Below are 18,112 nucleotides of genomic sequence, written 5' to 3'. Positions count from 1 at the left end.
CCCGCGCCCTTTCCAATCGAAAAAGACAAAGAAATGGATTTATACAGTCTAAAAAGACAACAAATAAAAAAATAACAGTTTTTTACACTATGGAATTGGCGCTACCCACGGTTTTTGAGATAGCGGATTCATAGAGGATCATTCTTCAAAATCCGCGTCAGGAGGAGTACATTAAGCCGATTAAGCGTCTACTATTCAGGAACCTTCCTGTACAAGGTTTGTTAAATGTCCCCTATCGAAAAATCCAAGAAATTGGAAAATGTTTGTTATGACATCCGTGGCCCGGTGTTAAAAGAAGCCAAACGGTTGGAAGAAGAAGGCAACAAGGTTCTTAAACTTAACATCGGCAACCCTGCCCCATTCGGTTTCGAAGCCCCCGATGAAATTCTGGTTGACGTGATTAGGAACCTGCCGACCGCGCAAGGTTATTGCGACTCGAAAGGACTCTATTCCGCCCGTAAGGCCATCGTCCAGCACTATCAGGCGCGCGGGCTGCGTGACATCACCGTAGAAGACGTTTACATCGGCAACGGCGTCTCCGAACTCATCGTGCAGTCCATGCAGGCTCTCCTGAATAATGGCGACGAAATGCTGGTGCCTGCGCCGGACTATCCTTTATGGACGGCCGCCGTATCGCTGTCGAACGGTAAAGCCGTGCACTATCGCTGTGACGAAGAGTCCGGCTGGTTTCCTGACCTGGATGATATTCGTAAAAAAATCACGCCGAACACGCGCGGTATCGTCATCATTAACCCGAATAACCCCACCGGCGCCGTTTACAGCAAAGAGCTGTTGATGGAGATCGTCGAGATCGCCCGTCAAAACGACCTGATCATTTTCGCCGATGAGATCTACGACAAGATTCTGTATGACGAAGCCCAGCACCACTCCATTGCGGCACTGGCGCCGGACCTGCTCACGGTGACGTTCAACGGCCTGTCGAAGACCTATCGCGTGGCTGGGTTCCGTCAGGGATGGATGGTATTGAACGGCCCCAAAAAGCATGCGAAAGGCTATATCGAAGGGCTGGAGATGCTCGCCTCGATGCGTCTTTGCGCCAACGTCCCCATGCAACATGCAATTCAGACGGCGCTCGGCGGTTATCAGAGCATCAGTGAATTTATTCGCCCCGGCGGCCGTTTGTATGAACAGCGTAATCGCGCCTGGGAATTGATTAACCAGATCCCCGGCGTCTCCTGCGTGAAACCGTCCGGTGCTCTCTATATGTTCCCGCGTATCGACGCGAAGCGTTTCAACCTTCACGACGACCAGAAGCTGGTGCTGGATCTGCTGCTGCAGGAAAAAGTGCTGCTGGTTCAGGGGAGCGCGTTCAACTGGCCGGAGCCAGACCATGTTCGCATCGTGACGCTGCCGCGCGTCGACGAGCTGGATATGGCCGTGCATAAGCTGGGACGTTTCCTCGAACACTACCACCAGTAATCACTGCGGTCGGTACATCACACGGGCGGCGCTTTATGGCACTGCCCGTTTTTTCATCCGATTCCCACCCCACCGAGCGCCGGGGCTGAGTTGCTAATTCTGCGTCAAGCGACCACAATGGTTTTTCCCTCCGCGTATTGAGAGAGTGCTATGGTTCAAAGTCATTTCTTCGCCCATCTATCCCGTCTAAAACTGATTAACCGCTGGCCGCTGATGCGTAACGTCCGCACGGAAAACGTCTCGGAACATAGTTTGCAGGTCGCGTTTGTGGCCCATGCGCTTGCCGTTATCAGAAACCGAAAATTCGGCGGGGATCTCAATGCCGAGCGTATCGCCCTGCTCGCGATGTACCACGATGCCAGCGAAGTGCTGACCGGCGATATGCCGACGCCCATCAAGTATTACAACGCCCAGATGGCGCACGAATATAAGAAGATCGAGAAAATCGCTCAGCAAAAGCTTATCGATATGCTGCCAAGCGAACTGCAGGAAGACTATCGCATGCTGCTGGATGATACCTATACCAGCGAGGAAGAGCATGCGGTGGTCAAACAGGCTGATGCGCTGTGCGCCTACCTGAAATGTCTGGAAGAACTGTCGGCAGGCAATAACGAATTCGTATTGGCCAAAGCGCGTCTGGAAAAAACGCTGCAACAACGACACAGTCAGGAAATGGACTATTTCATGACCGTGTTCATTCCAAGCTTCAGCCTCTCCTTGGATGAAATCAGCCAGGACTCCCCGCTATAACGGGGAGAACGGGTAGAGCCACGGGATCATCACGACGCTCACGCCCATGACCAATACGGTGAAAGGCACCCCGATTTTAAGGAAGTCGCTGAACCGGTAACCGCCCGGTGCTAATACCAACGTATTCACCGGCGAAGAGACGGGCGTCATGAATGCCGCTGAAGCGGCGATAGCAATAATCATGGCAAACGGATAAGGCGACACCTGCATTTGGTCGGCTGCGGCGATAGCAATGGGTGCCATGAGCACCGCCGTCGCCGTATTCGAAATGAACAGACCGATCACCGCACACAGAACGAACAGACACGCCAGCATCACCTGCGGCCCGGCATCCCCCGCGACGTCCATCAATCCTTTGACAATCATCGCCACTCCGCCCGTTTTCTCCAGCGCCAGCGCAAAGGGCATCATACCGATAATCAGCATCAGGCTCGGCCAGTGTACCGCGCGATAGGCGCTCTCCATATCAATGCAGCGAAATTGGCCCATCATCAGACAGGCGATCAGCGCCGCGACCGCATTAGGGATCTCATCGGTCAGCATCATGGCGATCATCAACGCGAGGCAGAACAACGCATGAGGCGCCTGACTTTTCGCGGGGGCCACTTCGTCCACTTCGGCGGGTAAATTCAGCACGATAAAATTCTGTTTTTGCTGATACAGCTGGCGAATATTACGCCAGTCCCCGATCACCAGCAGGATATCGCCCAATTGAAGCGGCTCATTCGACAGCGCGCCGTCCAGCGCTTCGCCGTTGCGGCGTATCCCCACCACCGTCAGACCATATCGGCTACGAAACATCGCATCCTGAAGAGTTTTACCCACCAGCTCCGAGTCTGGGATCAGTGAAACTTCCGCCATGCCAACATCACGCGCCTGCTCAGAGAAATATTCGCCGCGCAGCACCATGGGCTCCAGCAGATGCGCAGAGCAGAACTCACGCAGGTCGACGTCGGAAGCCGACATATCGATCAACAGAACATCGTTCAGGCGCAGTTCAGTATTCACCGCAACGCTAATCATCACTCGTCTGAACTTGCGCCAGCGCTCGATCCCTACGACGTTAGCGCCGAAACGCTGGCGCAAGTTAAGATCGTCCAGCCGCTGGCCGACAAACGGCGAACCCCTTCGAATCGCCAGCCGCCGCGCTCGTCCCGTCAGCTTGTAGTCGCGGATCAAATCCCGAAATGTCTTTCGCTTCCACGCGTCTTTATTATCGCCGCTGTCGTTACTCCCCAGCCAGAAACGCGCCACCAGCATATAGCCAATACCGACCAACAGAACCACTACGCCGATGGGCGTCATGCCGAAAAAGCCAAAGCCCGCGATATGGTTGCGCATCAGTTCGCTGTTAACCACCATGTTGGGCGCGGTAGCAACCAAGGTCATCATACCGCTGATCAGGCCGGCGAAACTCAGGGGCATCAACAGACGAGCGGGCGAACTCTTCATGCGTGCCGCGACATTCAGCACCACCGGAATAAAAATCGCCACGACGCCGGTGGAGCTCATAAACGCGCCCAGCCCCGCGACAGTCAGCATGAGCAGCACCAACATTCGAACTTCACTCTCTCCAGCGACATGCATTAACCAGTCGCCGACCTGATACGCGACCCCGGTCCGCACCAACCCCTCGCCGATGACAAACAAGGCGGCAATCAATATTACGTTTGGATCGCTAAACCCCATCAACGCTTCCGGCAACGTTAGTGTGCCGCTTAAGACAAAAGCGATGATGACCAGCAATGCGACCACATCCATTCGCAATTTGTTGGTGGCGAACAAAACGATGGCGATGAACAACAACGTCAACACCCATAGCAGCTCACGGGTCACTAGCACCTCCTGTTAGTGGCAATCCTTAAAACAGAGAACTCAGCATGACATAAAAAAACCCTGCAAAAGCAAGGTTGATATTTTTATTCCCCACACTCGTTCGTTATCTTCAGCGTGACGCGGTGACGACAAAACCCGCGTCGCCAGACGTCACATCCAACTGCTCCAGGGAGCTAAGCACCATGTCGACTTTATCCAAATCGGGCGTGTCCGACGGTGCGTTAACAGCGATAACTTTCGCCTTTGCGGCAAGACCGGACTGAACTCCGGCGGGGGCGTCTTCGACGACGGCGCAATCCTGCGGGTTAAGCCCCAACAGCTGTGCGCCAAGCAGATAGGCGTCCGGATGCGGTTTTCCTTGGGAGACGCATTCCGCGGTCACAAACTCTCGCGGCATTAACAACCCTGCGGCTTTATGGCGGGCATAGGCTATCGGCACGGACCCTGAGGTGACGATGGCCCAAGGCACATTGAGCGCCTCCAGACGCTGAAGCAGCGCCTGCGCGCCGGGCATGGCGGTGATGCCTTCCAGATCCGTCGATTCTCTCTCTTCCAATACCTGATAAGCGTGCTGAATGTCCGCTTCACTCTTATCGTGAAGGAAGTGACGCAACGACGTGATGGCTTGCTTACCATGAATGAAATCAAGTACTCGCTGTGGATCGAGTCCTTGCCCCTCCGCCCACCAGCGCCAGGCATTTTCAACAACAGGTAAAGAGTTGACTAATGTACCGTCCAGATCAAACAGAAAACCTTTAACTTCCACCGTTAACCTCTTTGCTTTATCAAGCGTTGACGATTTGTGAAATTTCCACCGCGCTGAGGTGATATTGCCGCAGACAGGCAAGCCAAATGTTAAGCATACGCGAGTACTTATCCCACATGGGGGTTTGAGCATTAAAGCCGTGCGTACCGGCGTCAAAATGCAGATAACGGCCTTCCGTATGCACCATGAAGCGAACATATCCCAGAAAGCGTGCTTCCGTGGCGGCGTCAAAACCTAAAAACGCCAGTCGGCGTTCGCTGAACTCGGGTTTTTGAGACAAGTTGCTCCAGGAAACCTGTAGCGCGTGGTGCATTTCCATCATATTGATAATGATACGGCAAATATCTTCGCTCAAATCGCCGAACTCATGGTCAAGTTCACGCATTTGCAGGCCATAGCCTCGCTCAATAATAGTCCGCAACCGCCGATATCGCTCTGCGTTCTTTGGGTCCAGCAGGGTCATGACTTGATATTGATTTGACAGGATTAATCGTTGGGCATTGGTTATGTCCATGGCGCTCTCCAGAATCACCTTCCGCCAAGGTCGGTGTAAAAAGAAGAATCGCATACTCCCTGCAAAGTAGTTTTTGATTTAGAGCGGTATCGGAAGGAAATAGAGACGGGGTAAAACGAGACCCACATCAAAGATCGTCGAGAAAGGCCTTGTCTAGCTGCTTGAAGGCGCGTTTAAGTACGTCAGCCAGCATCTGATACGTCGGCTTTTCTTCCAGCGGCGCCAGAGCGAGTCCCGCGTCCAGTAGTCGCTGACGAATATCGTGAAACCACTGCAATAAGGAAGGCGGCAATGGCGTGATGGCGCGACGACCCAACCACCACAATCCCTGCATCGGAAGACTCAACGCGAACAGCGCGGTTGCCACGACGGGCCCCAGTTGACCGCCCAGAGCCACCTGCCAGGAGAGCGTGAAAACGGCCAGCGGCGGCATGAAGCGAATAGCGAAAAGTGTGGTGCGTACAACGCGGTTTTCAGGAAATACCGGGGCCAGACGCTTGTCTGCAGGCCAGGTCTTCATATAGTGCTGGCCGAGTCTCAACAGCTTGAACCAGCCCGCTTTACCGGTAGGATTTGTCGTCATCGCACACCTCAACTTCACGTATAAAAAATAAAAAAATCTGTACAAATCACCAACTAAAATTAATAACCTTAAAATATATTTTGTGTTTAACGAACGCTATCGGTATCCTAATTCCGGCCTTTTGCCGCACTGCATTTAAGGCGTGGTGGCGGACCTCCGCCTCTGACTGGTGAGGCCAAATCCCACCCAGAGTCAGCTTTATCTTGCCCGGCAACAGCAAAGTTTCACAGCGTCGATGTCACCTTCACTCCGCATTTGTTAGTGCAAGCGTCATGTGACTTCGACACTTTATATTGTCATGTCTGGTAAATTCTACCAAGCCATGATGTTAATCATAAATGTCATTCGCGTTACGCGCTATGCTGCGCGCCGCATGATATTTCTTTAACCATGTATAACAAGTAGGTACCTCCATGTCGAGTAAGTTAGTCCTGGTTCTAAACTGTGGTAGTTCATCCCTCAAGTTTGCCATCATTGATGCCGTCAACGGGGACGAATACCTGTCTGGCCTGGCAGAATGTTTCCACCTTCCCGAAGCACGTATCAAATGGAAATTGGACGGAGGCAAACAGGAAGCCGATCTGGGTGCTGGCGCAGCTCACAGCGAAGCGCTGAACTTTATCGTCAACACGATCCTCAGCCAGAAACCAGAGCTTTCCGCTCAGCTGGTTGCTATCGGCCACCGTATCGTTCACGGCGGCGAGAAATTCACCCAGTCTGCGGTGATCGACAGCAACGTTCTGCAAGGCATTAAAGATGCCGTTCCGTTTGCGCCGCTGCACAACCCGGCTCACCTGATCGGTATCGCCGAAGCCCTGAAAGCCTTCCCGAACCTGGCTAACAAAAACGTGGCCGTTTTCGACACCGCGTTCCACCAGACCATGCCGGAAGAATCCTACCTGTATGCTCTGCCGTACAAACTGTACACCGAACACCATATCCGTCGTTACGGCGCGCACGGCACCAGCCACTTCTATGTGTCTCAGGAAGCCGCTAAAGCGCTGAACAAACCGCTGGATGAACTGAACGTAATCACCTGCCACCTGGGCAACGGCGGTTCCGTATCTGCTATCCGCAACGGTAAATGTGTTGATACTTCCATGGGCCTGACGCCGCTGGAAGGTCTGGTGATGGGCACCCGTAGCGGTGACATCGATCCGGCCATCGTATTCCACCTGCACGACGCGCTGGGCATGAGCATCGACGACATCAACAAAATGCTGACCAAAGAGTCCGGCCTGCAGGGTCTGACCGAAGTCACCAGCGACTGTCGTTATGTTGAAGACAACTACGAAACGAAACCTGACGCTAAACGCGCCATGAACGTATTCTGCCACCGTCTGGCTAAATACATCGGTGCTTACAGCGCCCTGATGGAAGGTCGTCTGGATGCCGTGATCTTCACCGGCGGCATCGGTGAAAATGCGGCGATGGTGCGTGAGCTGACCCTGAAACAGCTGGGCCTGCTGGGCTTCGAAGTCGACCACGAACGCAACCTGGCGGCGCGCTTCGGCAACAGCGGCAACATCGGTAAAGAGGGCACCCGCCCGGCTCTGGTCATCCCGACCAATGAAGAGCTGGTTATCGCGCAGGACGCACTCCGCCTGACCGCGTAACCGAAAAAATCAGTATCCTAACTCCGTCAGCTCAGGCTGACGGAGTTGTTTTTGAGCAACGAGCAACCGCAAAGAGGTTAAGCCGTGTCCCGTACAATCATGTTGATTCCTACTGGCACCAGTGTGGGTCTGACCAGCGTCAGCCTGGGTGTCATTCGTTCCATGGAGCAGAAAGGCGTCCGCCTGAGCTTGTTCAAACCTATCGCCCAGCCGCGTTCTGAAGAACAGGTGCTGGATCAGACCACCGCGATCATCCGCGCCAATTCTGCAATCAATGCCGCAGAACCGCTGCAGATGAGCCACGTGGAATCGCTGCTGAGCTCCAACCAGCAGGACGTTCTGCTGGAAGAGATCATCGCCCGCTACCACGAAAACACCCAAGATGCCGACGTGGTACTGGTAGAAGGTCTGGTTCCTACCCGTAAGCATCAGTTCGCCAACGCGCTGAACTATGAAATTGCCAAAACGCTGAATGCGGAAATCGTGTTCGTCACCGCGCTGGGCAACGATTCTGCGGATCAGCTGAAAGAGCGCATCGAACTGGCTCGCTCCAGCTTCGGCGGCAGCAAAAATCAGAACATCACCGGCGTCATCATCAACAAGCTGAACGCACCGGTGGACGAACAAGGCCGTACTCGCCCGGATCTGTCGGAAATCTTCGATGACTCCAACAAGGCAAGCGTCGCCAATATCGATCCTAAGCAGCTGTTCGCCAACAGCCCGCTGCCGGTACTGGGCTGCATTCCGTGGAGCTTTGACCTGATCGCCACTCGCGCAGTGGATATGGCCAAACATCTGAACGCCCGCGTGATCAATGCTGGCGATATCGAAACGCGCCGCATTAAATCCGTGACCTTCTGCGCACGTAGCATTCCTAACATGCTGGAGCACTTCCGTCCGGGTTCCCTGCTGGTGACTTCAGCAGACCGTCCTGACGTTCTGGTTGCTGCTAGCCTGGCGGCAATGAACGGCGTGGAAATCGGCGCCCTGCTGCTGACCGGCGGCTACGAAATGGACCCGAGCATCAGCGCCCTGTGCGAACGCGCATTCCAGACTGGCCTGCCTGTCTTCATGGTAGAGACCAATACCTGGCAGACCTCGCTGACGCTGCAGAGCTTCAGCCTGGAAGTGCCTGCCGACGACCACCAGCGTGTGGAAAAAGTACAGGAATATATCGCCCGCTACATCAACACCGAGTGGATCGAGTCTCTGTCTGCCGCCTCTGAAGGCTCTCGCCGCCTGTCTCCGCCAGCCTTCCGTTACCAGTTGACCGAACTGGCGCGTAAAGCCGGTAAACGCATTGTTCTGCCGGAAGGCGACGAGCCGCGTACCATCAAAGCGGCGGCCATTTGTGCCGAACGCGGTATCGCTCACTGCGTCCTGCTGGGTAATCCGGAAGAGATCCAGCGCGTCGCCGCCGTTCAGGGCGTAGAGCTGGGTCAGGGCATCGAAATCGTTGATCCGGTCGCCGTTCGCGAACGCTATGTACCGCGTCTGGTCGAACTGCGTAAAAACAAAGGCATGACCGAAGTCGTCGCCCGCGAACAGCTGGAAGACAACGTCGTACTGGGTACGCTGATGCTGGAGCAGAACGAAGTTGACGGTCTGGTTTCCGGTGCGGTTCACACCACAGCCAACACCATCCGTCCGCCGCTGCAGCTGATCAAAACGGCGCCGGGCAGCTCTCTGGTGTCTTCCGTGTTCTTCATGCTGCTGCCGGAACAGGTTCTGGTTTATGGCGACTGCGCCATCAACCCGGATCCGACCGCTGAACAGCTGGCAGAAATCGCCATCCAGTCCGCCGATTCCGCCGCTGCGTTTGGCGTCGATCCGCGTGTTGCGATGATCTCCTACTCCACCGGTAATTCCGGCGCAGGCAGCGACGTTGAAAAAGTCCGTGACGCGACCCGTATCGCTCAGGAAAAACGTCCTGATCTGATCATCGACGGCCCGTTGCAGTATGACGCCGCCATCATGGCTGACGTTGCGAAGTCCAAAGCGCCGAACTCACCGGTTGCCGGTCAGGCTACCGTGTTCATCTTCCCGGATCTGAACACCGGTAACACCACTTACAAAGCCGTACAGCGCTCCGCTGACCTGATTTCCATTGGGCCGATGCTGCAGGGTATGCGTAAGCCGGTGAACGACCTGTCTCGCGGCGCACTGGTTGACGATATCGTCTACACCGTCGCGCTGACCGCCATTCAGGCAACGCAGATCGCACAGTAAGCTAACGCGTTAACCACGCACAAAAACGCCAGTTCATTCCTGAACTGGCGTTTTTTTATTGCCCCGATCCTGATGTTGGCGCTCCGGCCTGCGAAGGTGTTTCAGTCGTGGCAATATGAAAGGGGCGAACTGCCCCCGTCATTCTTCCTGGAAGAAATATCCGCTGAGCGTGCTTATGCCTCGTCGGTCACTTCCGGCGCACCGTCGTCCGCCTTCGGCGTTTTATCGATCTGCGGTTTCGCCACGCGTGGTGCAGATGCCATACGTTCACCGGCCGTATTACGGCTGAGCCACAGCGACAGCGCCTTCAGCGAATCCGGCGTGAACTCGTCGCAACGCGCCGTAATCTCTTCCGGCGTCAACCAGCTGACTTCCGCCACTTCTTCTTCCTGAAGTGCAAACGGACCGTGGCTCACGCAGCTAAACAACGCGCCCCACACGCGGCAGTCGTCGCTTTCGTAGTAAAACAGACCATGCTCAGCCAGCGGGACGCCAGCAATGCCCAGTTCTTCTTCGGCTTCACGACGGGCAGACTCCAGCATATTTTCGCCGCTCTGCACCACGCCGCCAGCCGTGGCATCCAGCCACCCCGGATAAAAATCCTTGGTGTCCGTACGACGCTGAGCCAGCACTTGCCCCATCCCGTTATGAACCACGATGTAGGTCGCGCGATGGCGCAAACGTTGAGCGCGCATCTGCTGACGGCTAGCCTGCCCGATGACTTCGTTATCTTCGCTAACGATATCCACCCACTCTGTACCCGTGGTCTGAATTTGTTCCGCCATCCTCTGAAACCCTTGCCTTGACGCGATTTCACGCGCACTTGTTAATAAATAATCGGACCCGGCTGCGTTTCACGCGATCTAGTGATACGCGCATTATTTTTCTTACCGCCAGGCATGAAACCACGGTCTGGTCTCTACAGCACGCGAGCATAAGGTACTGACGACACCGCGACCTTCAAGAAGCGTAAAGCTAAATTAGTGTGTAATCGCCACCTGCGCAATAGGGGCACCCCCATCCAATGGCACAACCCGCAACAATCCCTCATCCAACAGACCGTAGCTGGCCGGGTAGCCGCCTTTGGGCAGGCTGACGGAACCGGGGTTGAAGCAGTAAATCTCGTCGCGTCGCTCCGCCACAGGAATATGCGTATGACCGTAAGCCAGCACATCGCCGGGATTTAACGGCGGTCGCTGGTCTGGATGATACAGATGACCGTGAGTCAGAAAGAGTCGATGTGTCGGCAACAGAACGTGTTGCCAGGGCGCAGTGATCGGGAAATTCAGCAGCATCTGGTCGACTTCGCTGTCGCAGTTGCCCCGTACGGCGATGATGCGGGACGCATACTCGTTAAGCCGTGCGGCCACCTGCGCCGGTTGATAGTTTTCCGGTAGCGGATTCCGCGGGCCGTGATTCAGAAAATCGCCCAGCAGAATCAACCAATGAGCATCAGATTGTTCGAAGGTGTCCAGCACTTTTTCCGTGGCGGCCAGCGAACCATGCAGGTCGGAGGCGAACATCAGTTTCATAGCGTACTCCCAAAGGATCGTAATCTGTCCTACGGTTGAGTTTACCAAAAACCCCCGCGATGCTGAGCGGCTAATAACGGCAAAGTTTGTCGGTTTACTCACTATTCAAGCGAAGAGGATTAAAAGCGTGCGATAAGCCTCGCTAAATCGCTGACAACGGCAGCAAAAAGAGCATGCTCCCTTATACTTACTCTCAGATTCTCTTTTGTAGGTTACGGCGATGACCTCATTTCGACAGACAGCGAGGCTTCAGAATGCGACTTTTAATCACCGGTGGAACCGGGCTCATTGGCCGGTACCTGATTCAGCGGCTACTCACGCTCTCACATACGATTACGGTGCTGACTCGCAGCCCGGAAAAAGCGCGCCGCGCGTTAGGCGATCAGGTGAATTACTGGCCTAGTCTGGAAGGGAAAACGTCCTTGGATGAATTCGATGCCGTCATCAATCTGGCCGGTGCGCCGATTGCCGACAAGCGTTGGACGTCCGAACAGAAAGAGCTGCTCTGCCAAAGCCGCTGGAAGCTGACCGAACAGTTGGCGACGCTGATCAAGAACAGTTCGACACCGCCTTCAGTGCTGATTTCCGGTTCAGCCGTCGGGTATTACGGCAATCAGGGACAGGCGCTGGTGACCGAAGATGAAACGCCACACGATGAATTTACCCACCGCCTGTGCGCCCGCTGGGAAGCATTGGCTCAGGCAGCGGAAAGCGACAAAACGCGCGTTTGTCTGGTCCGTACGGGTATCGTGCTGTCCACCGAGGGCGGCGCGCTGGCAAAAATGCTGCCGATTTTTCGATTGGGATTGGGCGGACCAATGGGGTCAGGCAAGCAGTACATGGCCTGGATTCATATTGACGATATGGTGAACGGGATTCTTTACTTGCTGGACTCGCCCGGACTACGCGGTCCCTTCAACTTCTGTTCGCCCTACCCGGCACGCAACGAGAAGTTCAGCGCGATATTGGCCAACGTGCTGCATCGGCCCGGCATCCTGCGCGCCCCCGCCTTCGCGTTGAAGCTGATGATGGGAGAAGCGGCGACGCTGATCCTCGACGGACAACGCGCAGTTCCCCAACGGCTGGAAGACGCCGGCTTCGGTTTTCGCTTCTTCGAACTGGATGAGGCGCTCGATAATCTGATTAACCATACCGGCTGAAGCGGCGATCTCCGAACGCGGCTACTTCAACGCGCCTGACAGAAACTGCTTCAGGCGCGGACTCTGCGGGTTACCGAACAGCTGCTCCGGCGTCCCCTCTTCTTCCACCACGCCCTGATGCAGAAAAATGACGTGGTTTGAAACATGGCGAGCGAACTCCATTTCATGCGTCACCACCACCATCGTTTTTCCTTCTTCCGCCAGCTGCTGCATGATGCGCAGCACCTCGCCCACCAGTTCCGGGTCCAGCGCCGAGGTGGGTTCATCAAACAGCAGCACGTCCGGCTCCATCGCCAACGCACGGGCAATCGACACGCGCTGTTGCTGTCCGCCGGAGAGGTCAGCGGGATAGCGATCCTGCGACGCGCCGGTGATCCCGACTTTATTCAGGTAAAACTCGGCCCGTTGTCGCGCCTCGGTCTTGCTCAACCCCAACACCTGTACCGGCGCTTCCATGACATTTTCCCGCGCAGTCATGAAGCTCCACAGGTTGAAATGCTGGAACACCATGGTTAAGCGCGTCCGCAACAGCTGGAGCTGTTTCTTATCAAATATTTTTAGCTGCCCGTCTTTATCGCGCACCATCCGGATTTCCTGTCCATTGACATGAATGGCCCCCTCATAGGGTCGCTCCAGAAAATTGATGCAACGTAATAACGTACTTTTACCCGACCCTGATGAACCAATAATTGAAATAACGTCACCCGCCCTGGCCTGTAATGAGACTCCCTTCAGTACTTCGTGCTCTCCATAACGCTTATGGAGCTCTGTCACCACCAGCTTGGTGTCCTGCATGTTCTTTTCCTGCATTTTAGTGTGTAGCACGGGTATTAAGATGACGTAACCAACGACGCTCGGCTTTACGGAACAGGCCGATGAGCACGAACGAAATCGCGAGATACATCACGGCCGCGATGCCAAAGGCATAAAACGGCTGATAGGTGGCGGCGTTGATGTCGCGAGCGATTTTCAAAATATCCGGCACCGTCACAGTGAACGCCAGCGCCGTCGAGTGCAGCATCAAAATCACTTCGTTGCTGTACGCCGGCAGCGCGATACGCAGCGCGCCGGGCAAAATGATGCAGCGATACTGCTTGAAACGGGAAAAGCCGTAGGCCCGCGCCGCTTCGAGTTCCCCGCTGGGGATCGCGCGGATGGCACCGGCAAAAATCTCAGTGGTATAGGCGCAGGTATTTAGCGCCAGCGCCAGCACGGCGCAGTTCATTCCACTGCGGAAAAAAGCGTTCAACATGTCCGTGCCGCGAACGATTTCCAGACTGTAAACCCCGGTGTAGAACACCAGCAGCTGCACATACAGCGGCGTACCGCGAAAAAGGTAGGTAAACGTCCAGACCGGCAGACGAAAACGCCGCCGAGGCGAGACGCGCGCCACCGCCAGCGGAATGGCCAGGACGCCGCCGATCACGACCGAGATAATCAGTAGCCACAGCGTCATCGCCAGCCCGGTCATACGATAGCCGTCGCTCCACAGCAGGGACTGCCAATATTGTTGCAGGATCTCACTCATAGCTGACTTTTTTCACTCCCTGCGAATAGCGTCGCTCTAACCACCACAACACGCCATTGGAGACAGTGGTAAAAATCAGGTACATCGCTCCGGCGACCATCGCGAAATAGAACGGCTCATGCGTGCCCTTCCCCGCCAGTTGCGTCGCTTTGATGACATCGTTCAGTCCCAACAGGGAAACGAGCGCCGTCGCTTTCAAAATCACCTGCCAGTTGTTGCCAATTCCCGGTAGCGCAAAACGCATCATCGAGGGGAACATAATGCGTCGGAAGACCTGTAGCGGCGTGAAGCCGAAAGCGATGGCCGCCTCAATCTGCCCGCGTGAAACGGCGAGATAAGCGCCGCGAAACGTCTCGGTAAAATATGCGCCATAGATAAAGCCCAGCGTAATGATGCCCGCCGCCATCGGATCGATATCGATTTGCGACATGCCCAATATTTCCGTCACATCGTTCAGCACAATCTGTAAGCCATAGAAAATCAGCAGCATCAGCACTAAATCGGGGATGCCGCGAATCAAGGTGGTATAGCCGGTGAAAACGCCGGACAGCAACCGGCTGGAAGACAGTTTGGCGCTGGCGCCGATCAGACCGATCGCCAGTGACAATAGCAACGAGCAGACGGCCAGTTGCAGCGTCAGGCGTGAACCCTCAATAATGAGTTCAGAGTAGCCATGCAGCATCAGTGATATCCGTTCTAGAGAGAGCAGAACGACTGCCCGCATCGCGGGCAGTCGCCATATCCATAGCGATTAGTCGCCGTAGACATTGAAATCGAAATATTTTTTCGCCAGTTTGTCGTAGGTACCGTCTTTGCGCATGGAATCGAAAGCCTTGTCCAACGCGGCTTTCAGCTCAGTTTCATCTTTACGCAACCCCATGCCGGTGCCCACGCCGAACAACGCATTATCTTTCACTGCCGGTCCGGCAAACGCGTAGTCTTTGCCCGCGTCCTGTTTCAGGAAACCTTCGCTCGCCGCGACTTCATCCTGGAAAGCGGCATCGATACGCCCCGCCACCAGATCGGCATAGATCAGATCCTGGTTTTGATAGGCGACGATATCCACGCCCTTCGGCTGCCAATGGATGTTGGCGTAAGACTCCTGGGTGGACGCTTGCAAAACGCCGACGCGTTTACCGCGCAGAGCATCCAGCGTAGGCTGAATTGCAGACCCTTTAGGCGCGATCAGACGCGCATTGGCGGCATACAGTTTTTGGGTGAATGCGATTTCCTGCAGACGTTTTTGCGTGATAGAGAGTGAAGAGATGATGGCGTCAATTTTCTTCGCCTTCAGCGAAGGGATCAGCGAATCGAAGTCGCTCTCAACGAACGTACACTGGGTTTCCATACGCTTACACATCTCTTTAGCCAGATCGATGTCGAAACCAATCAGTTCGCCGCTGGCGTTTTTGGATTCAAACGGCGCGTAGGTCGGGTCCGTACCAATTTTGATCTCTTTCGGGACGGCCGCGAAGGCGGTGCCTGCCGCTAAAATTAACGCCAAAGGTAGAAATTTCAATCCGCTTTTCATCGAGTTACCCTTATCACGAGTGATGGAACAGCGACACGAGCGATTAGATTTAAATGCTTTTTTAATCGCTAACGCTATCGTGCCTGTCATGTGTGTAGTTACGGACTTTACCGCTGCAGTTTTCATGCCACTTTATTGAGAAGGGTCAAGCGCAAGTAACAGAGCAACACACGCGGTTTTCTACCCATAGAATCAATTGATTACCACGGGCATATCGGCAGAGCGAACAGAGAAAAGGTAGGGAGGGTAATAATTCGCACCATGACAAAGCAGATGACCGCACCGAAAAAGAGCAATGCCACATAATAAGGCACGAATACAATGAAGGTCTGTTCGAGAAAAACCCGCGCCTTGTGTTTTTTATAGTTTAAAATCAATCTATTGTGTACTACCCCAGCGGGTAAACAGATCTTCGGGCAGAGAGATATCGAATTGGTCGAGCACGCGATTGACGGTCTGATCGATGATTTCTTGCACAGTTTGCGGGCGGTGATAAAACGCAGGCACCGGCGGCATCATAATCGCGCCCATTTCGGCTGCCGTCGTCATCAAGCGCAGGTGGCCCACATGCATCGGCGTTTCCCGTACGCACAGCACCAAAGGACGCCGCTCTTTCAACATGACGTCTGCCGCGCGGGTCAGCAGGCTGTCGGTATAGCTGTGCGCAATGCCGGACAGCGTTTTAATCGAGCATGGCAAAATCACCATACCGGTGGTTTTAAAAGAACCGGAGGAGATACTGGCGGCGATGTCACGGCAATCATGCACGACATCCGCCAGAGATTGAACGTCGCGCACGCTGAGATCGGTTTCCAGGGCCAGCGTCTGTCGCGCGGCCGGGCTCATCACCAAATGGGTTTCAATCTCGGGTAACGGCTGCAGCACCTGTAACAGGCGTACGCCGTAAACCACCCCGCTGGCGCCGGAAATACCAATAATCAGTCGCTTCATACCTTTCCTCAGACAGGACAACCCTGCAAAAACATCGTCAGCGCAGACTGTGCCGTATCCATCCATGATTGGCAAGATGCAAAAATAAAGGGAGCACCGATAGGCACTCCCTTACTGGAGAACACGTAGACCCTTCCATCAGCCTTCGTTGTGCATCTCCAGATCTTCGACTTCACTCTTGCTGCGCAGCACCTGAGCGTCGTCATTGCGCAGACCTTCAAGATAGTCCAGATAGCCCTGATCCACATCATGCGTGACATAAATGCCGTTGAAAACAGAGCATTCGAACTGGGTAATATCCGGATTGTCGTCCCGCACGGCCTCGACCAGATCGGACAGATCCTGGAAAATCAGAGCGTCCGCACCGATAAGCTGGCAAATTTCATCCACTTCGCGACCGTGGGCAATCAGTTCGTTCACGCTCGGCATATCGATACCATAGACGTTCGGGAAGCGAATTTCCGGGGCGGCGGAGGCGAGGTATACGCGCTTCGCGCCAGCATCCCTTGCCATCTCGACAATCTGTTGAGACGTGGTTCCGCGTACGATGGAATCATCCACCAACAGCACATTTTTATCACGGAATTCCGCGCGGTTGGCGTTCAGCTTACGGCGCACAGATTTAATCCGCGTCTGCTGACCCGGCATGATGAAGGTCCGGCCAACGTAGCGGTTTTTCACAAACCCCTGACGGTAAGGCTTATCGATAATGCGGGCAATTTCCAGCGCGATATCGCAGGAAGTTTCCGGGATAGGAATCACCACGTCGATATCTAAATCTTCCCAGCACCGTGCAATTTTCTCGCCCAGTTTCTGCCCCATCCGCACACGAGCGCTGTAGACCGAAATTTTGTCGATGAACGAGTCGGGGCGCGCGAAATAGACGTACTCGAACAGGCACGGATGATGCTTGGGATTTTCCGCGCACTGACGAGTGAACAGCTGGCCTTTGTCCGTGATGTAAATCGCCTCGCCCGGCGCGACATCTCGCAGGAACTCAAAGCCTAGCGTGTCCAGCGCCACGCTTTCGGACGCCACCATATATTCGTTGCGTCCGTCTTCCAGCGTGCGCTTGCCGATGACCAGCGGACGAATACCGTTAGGATCGCGGAAGGCCACCAATCCGTGCCCGATAATCATGCTGACGCAGGCATAGGCGCCGCGGATTTGCTGATGCATCGCGGCAACGGCGGCGAAAATGTTGTCAGGCTCCAGCGGATAGTGCTGAAAGCGGTCCAGTTCTTTAGCGAAAATATTGAGCAGAATTTCTGAATCAGACGTCGTGTTGACGTGCCGACGGCCTGTTCGAACAGCTTCTGACGCAGCTCGTGCGCGTTGGTCAGGTTGCCGTTATGGGCCAGGGTAATTCCGAAAGGAGAGTTGACGTAAAAAGGCTGCGCTTCAGACGCGCTGGAACTGCCCGCCGTGGGATAACGCACATGGCCAAGCCCCATATTCCCCTGCAGGCGTTGCATGTGCCGTGCTTCAAAAACGTCTTTGACCAGACCGTTCGCCTTACGCAGGCGGAAACAGTGATGAGCATCTATCGTAACGATGCCTGCGGCATCCTGCCCACGGTGTTGTAACACCGTTAACGCGTCATAAATCGACTGGTTGACCGGCGTGAAGCCGGCGATACCGACAATACCGCACATGTTGTCTTTTCCTCATCAGCG

The 18,112-nt window shown here is 54.8% G+C and carries 16 protein-coding genes and 1 pseudogene; 5 read left to right on the top strand and 12 right to left on the bottom strand.

Translation table 11 applies throughout. The annotated features are described in order from the left end of the window. Nucleotides 1-225: 225 nt before the first annotated feature. Together AU509_RS00810 and yfbR are read left to right on the top strand one after the other, a co-directional pair. The gene (locus tag AU509_RS00810) at nucleotides 226-1,440 is read left to right on the top strand and encodes a pyridoxal phosphate-dependent aminotransferase (RefSeq protein WP_094117414.1); all 1,215 of its coding nucleotides are present in this window, start codon (nucleotides 226-228) and stop codon (nucleotides 1,438-1,440) included. Nucleotides 1,441-1,590: 150 nt separating this feature from the next. Continuing rightward, nucleotides 1,591-2,190 carry a 5'-deoxynucleotidase gene (gene yfbR / locus AU509_RS00805; RefSeq protein ID WP_094117413.1) on the top strand — a complete coding sequence of 200 codons (600 nt, stop codon included), beginning with the start codon at nucleotides 1,591-1,593 and terminating at the stop codon, nucleotides 2,188-2,190. Here yfbR and AU509_RS00800 read toward each other — a convergent pair. The 4 genes from AU509_RS00800 to yfbV form a co-directional block, all read right to left on the bottom strand. After that, nucleotides 2,185-4,026 carry an SLC13 family permease gene (locus tag AU509_RS00800; protein ID WP_094117412.1) on the bottom strand — a complete coding sequence of 614 codons (1,842 nt, stop codon included), beginning with the start codon at nucleotides 4,024-4,026 and terminating at the stop codon, nucleotides 2,185-2,187. The genes yfbR and AU509_RS00800 overlap by 6 nt on opposite strands. 109 nt (nucleotides 4,027-4,135) lie before the next feature. Continuing rightward, nucleotides 4,136-4,792, bottom strand: coding sequence for a sugar phosphatase (locus AU509_RS00795; protein WP_094117411.1), 657 nt, complete (start codon nucleotides 4,790-4,792; stop codon nucleotides 4,136-4,138). Nucleotides 4,793-4,811: 19 nt separating this feature from the next. Continuing rightward, nucleotides 4,812-5,306 (bottom strand): YfbU family protein, encoded by a 495-nt coding sequence (locus AU509_RS00790; protein ID WP_094117410.1) that lies wholly within the window; start codon nucleotides 5,304-5,306, stop codon nucleotides 4,812-4,814. Between the two features lie 127 nt (nucleotides 5,307-5,433). After that, nucleotides 5,434-5,889 (bottom strand): terminus macrodomain insulation protein YfbV, encoded by a 456-nt coding sequence (gene yfbV / locus AU509_RS00785; protein WP_094117409.1) that lies wholly within the window; start codon nucleotides 5,887-5,889, stop codon nucleotides 5,434-5,436. A 413-nt stretch (nucleotides 5,890-6,302) separates the two neighbouring features. Between yfbV and ackA the strand changes: the two genes are divergently transcribed. Continuing rightward, complete coding sequence (gene ackA, locus AU509_RS00780) at nucleotides 6,303-7,505, top strand: acetate kinase (protein WP_085652059.1); 1,203 nt, start codon at nucleotides 6,303-6,305, stop codon at nucleotides 7,503-7,505. An 84-nt stretch (nucleotides 7,506-7,589) separates the two neighbouring features. Next, on the top strand, nucleotides 7,590-9,734 hold the full coding sequence (gene pta / locus AU509_RS00775) for a phosphate acetyltransferase (protein WP_094117408.1): 2,145 nt from the start codon (nucleotides 7,590-7,592) through the stop codon (nucleotides 9,732-9,734). Nucleotides 9,735-9,907: 173 nt separating this feature from the next. On the opposite strand, the gene yfcD is transcribed toward pta, so the two are convergent. Both yfcD and yfcE read right to left on the bottom strand, forming a co-directional pair. Beyond that, nucleotides 9,908-10,519: an NUDIX hydrolase YfcD gene (gene yfcD, locus AU509_RS00770; protein ID WP_094117407.1), complete on the bottom strand. Its 612-nt coding sequence runs from the start codon at nucleotides 10,517-10,519 to the stop codon at nucleotides 9,908-9,910. A gap of 195 nt (nucleotides 10,520-10,714) precedes the next feature. Beyond that, nucleotides 10,715-11,266, bottom strand: coding sequence for a phosphodiesterase (gene yfcE / locus AU509_RS00765; RefSeq protein ID WP_094117406.1), 552 nt, complete (start codon nucleotides 11,264-11,266; stop codon nucleotides 10,715-10,717). Between the two features lie 254 nt (nucleotides 11,267-11,520). Between yfcE and AU509_RS00760 the strand changes: the two genes are divergently transcribed. Then, nucleotides 11,521-12,426: a TIGR01777 family oxidoreductase gene (locus tag AU509_RS00760; RefSeq protein ID WP_094117405.1), complete on the top strand. Its 906-nt coding sequence runs from the start codon at nucleotides 11,521-11,523 to the stop codon at nucleotides 12,424-12,426. A gap of 21 nt (nucleotides 12,427-12,447) precedes the next feature. Here AU509_RS00760 and hisP read toward each other — a convergent pair whose 3' ends face one another. The 6 genes and pseudogenes from hisP to purF form a co-directional block, all read right to left on the bottom strand. Further along, complete coding sequence (hisP, locus tag AU509_RS00755) at nucleotides 12,448-13,221, bottom strand: histidine ABC transporter ATP-binding protein HisP (RefSeq protein WP_094117404.1); 774 nt, start codon at nucleotides 13,219-13,221, stop codon at nucleotides 12,448-12,450. A gap of 16 nt (nucleotides 13,222-13,237) precedes the next feature. Then, entirely contained in the window at nucleotides 13,238-13,954 is a 717-nt protein-coding gene (locus tag AU509_RS00750) for an ABC transporter permease (RefSeq protein WP_085652065.1), read from the bottom strand. Beyond that, the gene (locus AU509_RS00745) at nucleotides 13,947-14,636 is read right to left on the bottom strand and encodes a histidine ABC transporter permease HisQ (RefSeq protein WP_085652066.1); all 690 of its coding nucleotides are present in this window, start codon (nucleotides 14,634-14,636) and stop codon (nucleotides 13,947-13,949) included. The genes AU509_RS00750 and AU509_RS00745 overlap by 8 nt, the downstream gene beginning before the upstream one ends. A gap of 69 nt (nucleotides 14,637-14,705) precedes the next feature. Then, a complete protein-coding gene (locus AU509_RS00740; RefSeq protein WP_085652067.1) occupies nucleotides 14,706-15,485 on the bottom strand; it encodes a lysine/arginine/ornithine ABC transporter substrate-binding protein in 780 nt (259 codons plus the stop codon). 378 nt (nucleotides 15,486-15,863) lie between these two features. Then, complete coding sequence (locus AU509_RS00735) at nucleotides 15,864-16,436, bottom strand: UbiX family flavin prenyltransferase (protein ID WP_085652068.1); 573 nt, start codon at nucleotides 16,434-16,436, stop codon at nucleotides 15,864-15,866. 138 nt (nucleotides 16,437-16,574) lie between these two features. Next, nucleotides 16,575-18,091 (bottom strand): annotated as a pseudogene (gene purF / locus AU509_RS00730) (amidophosphoribosyltransferase). Nucleotides 18,092-18,112: the final 21 nt, after the last annotated feature.

The organism is Lonsdalea britannica (genome assembly GCF_002111595.1).
Lineage (GTDB): Bacteria > Pseudomonadota > Gammaproteobacteria > Enterobacterales > Enterobacteriaceae > Lonsdalea > Lonsdalea britannica.
Note: the sequence above shows the minus strand (reverse complement) of the source record. Positions and strands in the feature narration are given on the sequence as shown.

What these genes read in the sequence shown, in the direction of transcription:
- hisP (WP_094117404.1), bottom strand. Translation starts at nt 13,221, where the DNA reads ATGCAGGACACCAAGCTGGTGGTGACAGAGCTCCATAAGCGTTATGGA.
- ackA (WP_085652059.1), top strand. Translation starts at nt 6,303, where the DNA reads ATGTCGAGTAAGTTAGTCCTGGTTCTAAACTGTGGTAGTTCATCCCTC.
- AU509_RS00745 (WP_085652066.1), bottom strand. Translation starts at nt 14,636, where the DNA reads ATGCTGCATGGCTACTCTGAACTCATTATTGAGGGTTCACGCCTGACG.
- AU509_RS00750 (WP_085652065.1), bottom strand. Translation starts at nt 13,954, where the DNA reads ATGAGTGAGATCCTGCAACAATATTGGCAGTCCCTGCTGTGGAGCGAC.
- AU509_RS00740 (WP_085652067.1), bottom strand. Translation starts at nt 15,485, where the DNA reads ATGAAAAGCGGATTGAAATTTCTACCTTTGGCGTTAATTTTAGCGGCA.
- AU509_RS00790 (WP_094117410.1), bottom strand. Translation starts at nt 5,306, where the DNA reads ATGGACATAACCAATGCCCAACGATTAATCCTGTCAAATCAATATCAA.
- yfcE (WP_094117406.1), bottom strand. Translation starts at nt 11,266, where the DNA reads ATGAAACTGATGTTCGCCTCCGACCTGCATGGTTCGCTGGCCGCCACG.
- yfbV (WP_094117409.1), bottom strand. Translation starts at nt 5,889, where the DNA reads ATGACGACAAATCCTACCGGTAAAGCGGGCTGGTTCAAGCTGTTGAGA.
- yfcD (WP_094117407.1), bottom strand. Translation starts at nt 10,519, where the DNA reads ATGGCGGAACAAATTCAGACCACGGGTACAGAGTGGGTGGATATCGTT.
- AU509_RS00810 (WP_094117414.1), top strand. Translation starts at nt 226, where the DNA reads ATGTCCCCTATCGAAAAATCCAAGAAATTGGAAAATGTTTGTTATGAC.
- AU509_RS00735 (WP_085652068.1), bottom strand. Translation starts at nt 16,436, where the DNA reads ATGAAGCGACTGATTATTGGTATTTCCGGCGCCAGCGGGGTGGTTTAC.
- AU509_RS00760 (WP_094117405.1), top strand. Translation starts at nt 11,521, where the DNA reads ATGCGACTTTTAATCACCGGTGGAACCGGGCTCATTGGCCGGTACCTG.
- yfbR (WP_094117413.1), top strand. Translation starts at nt 1,591, where the DNA reads ATGGTTCAAAGTCATTTCTTCGCCCATCTATCCCGTCTAAAACTGATT.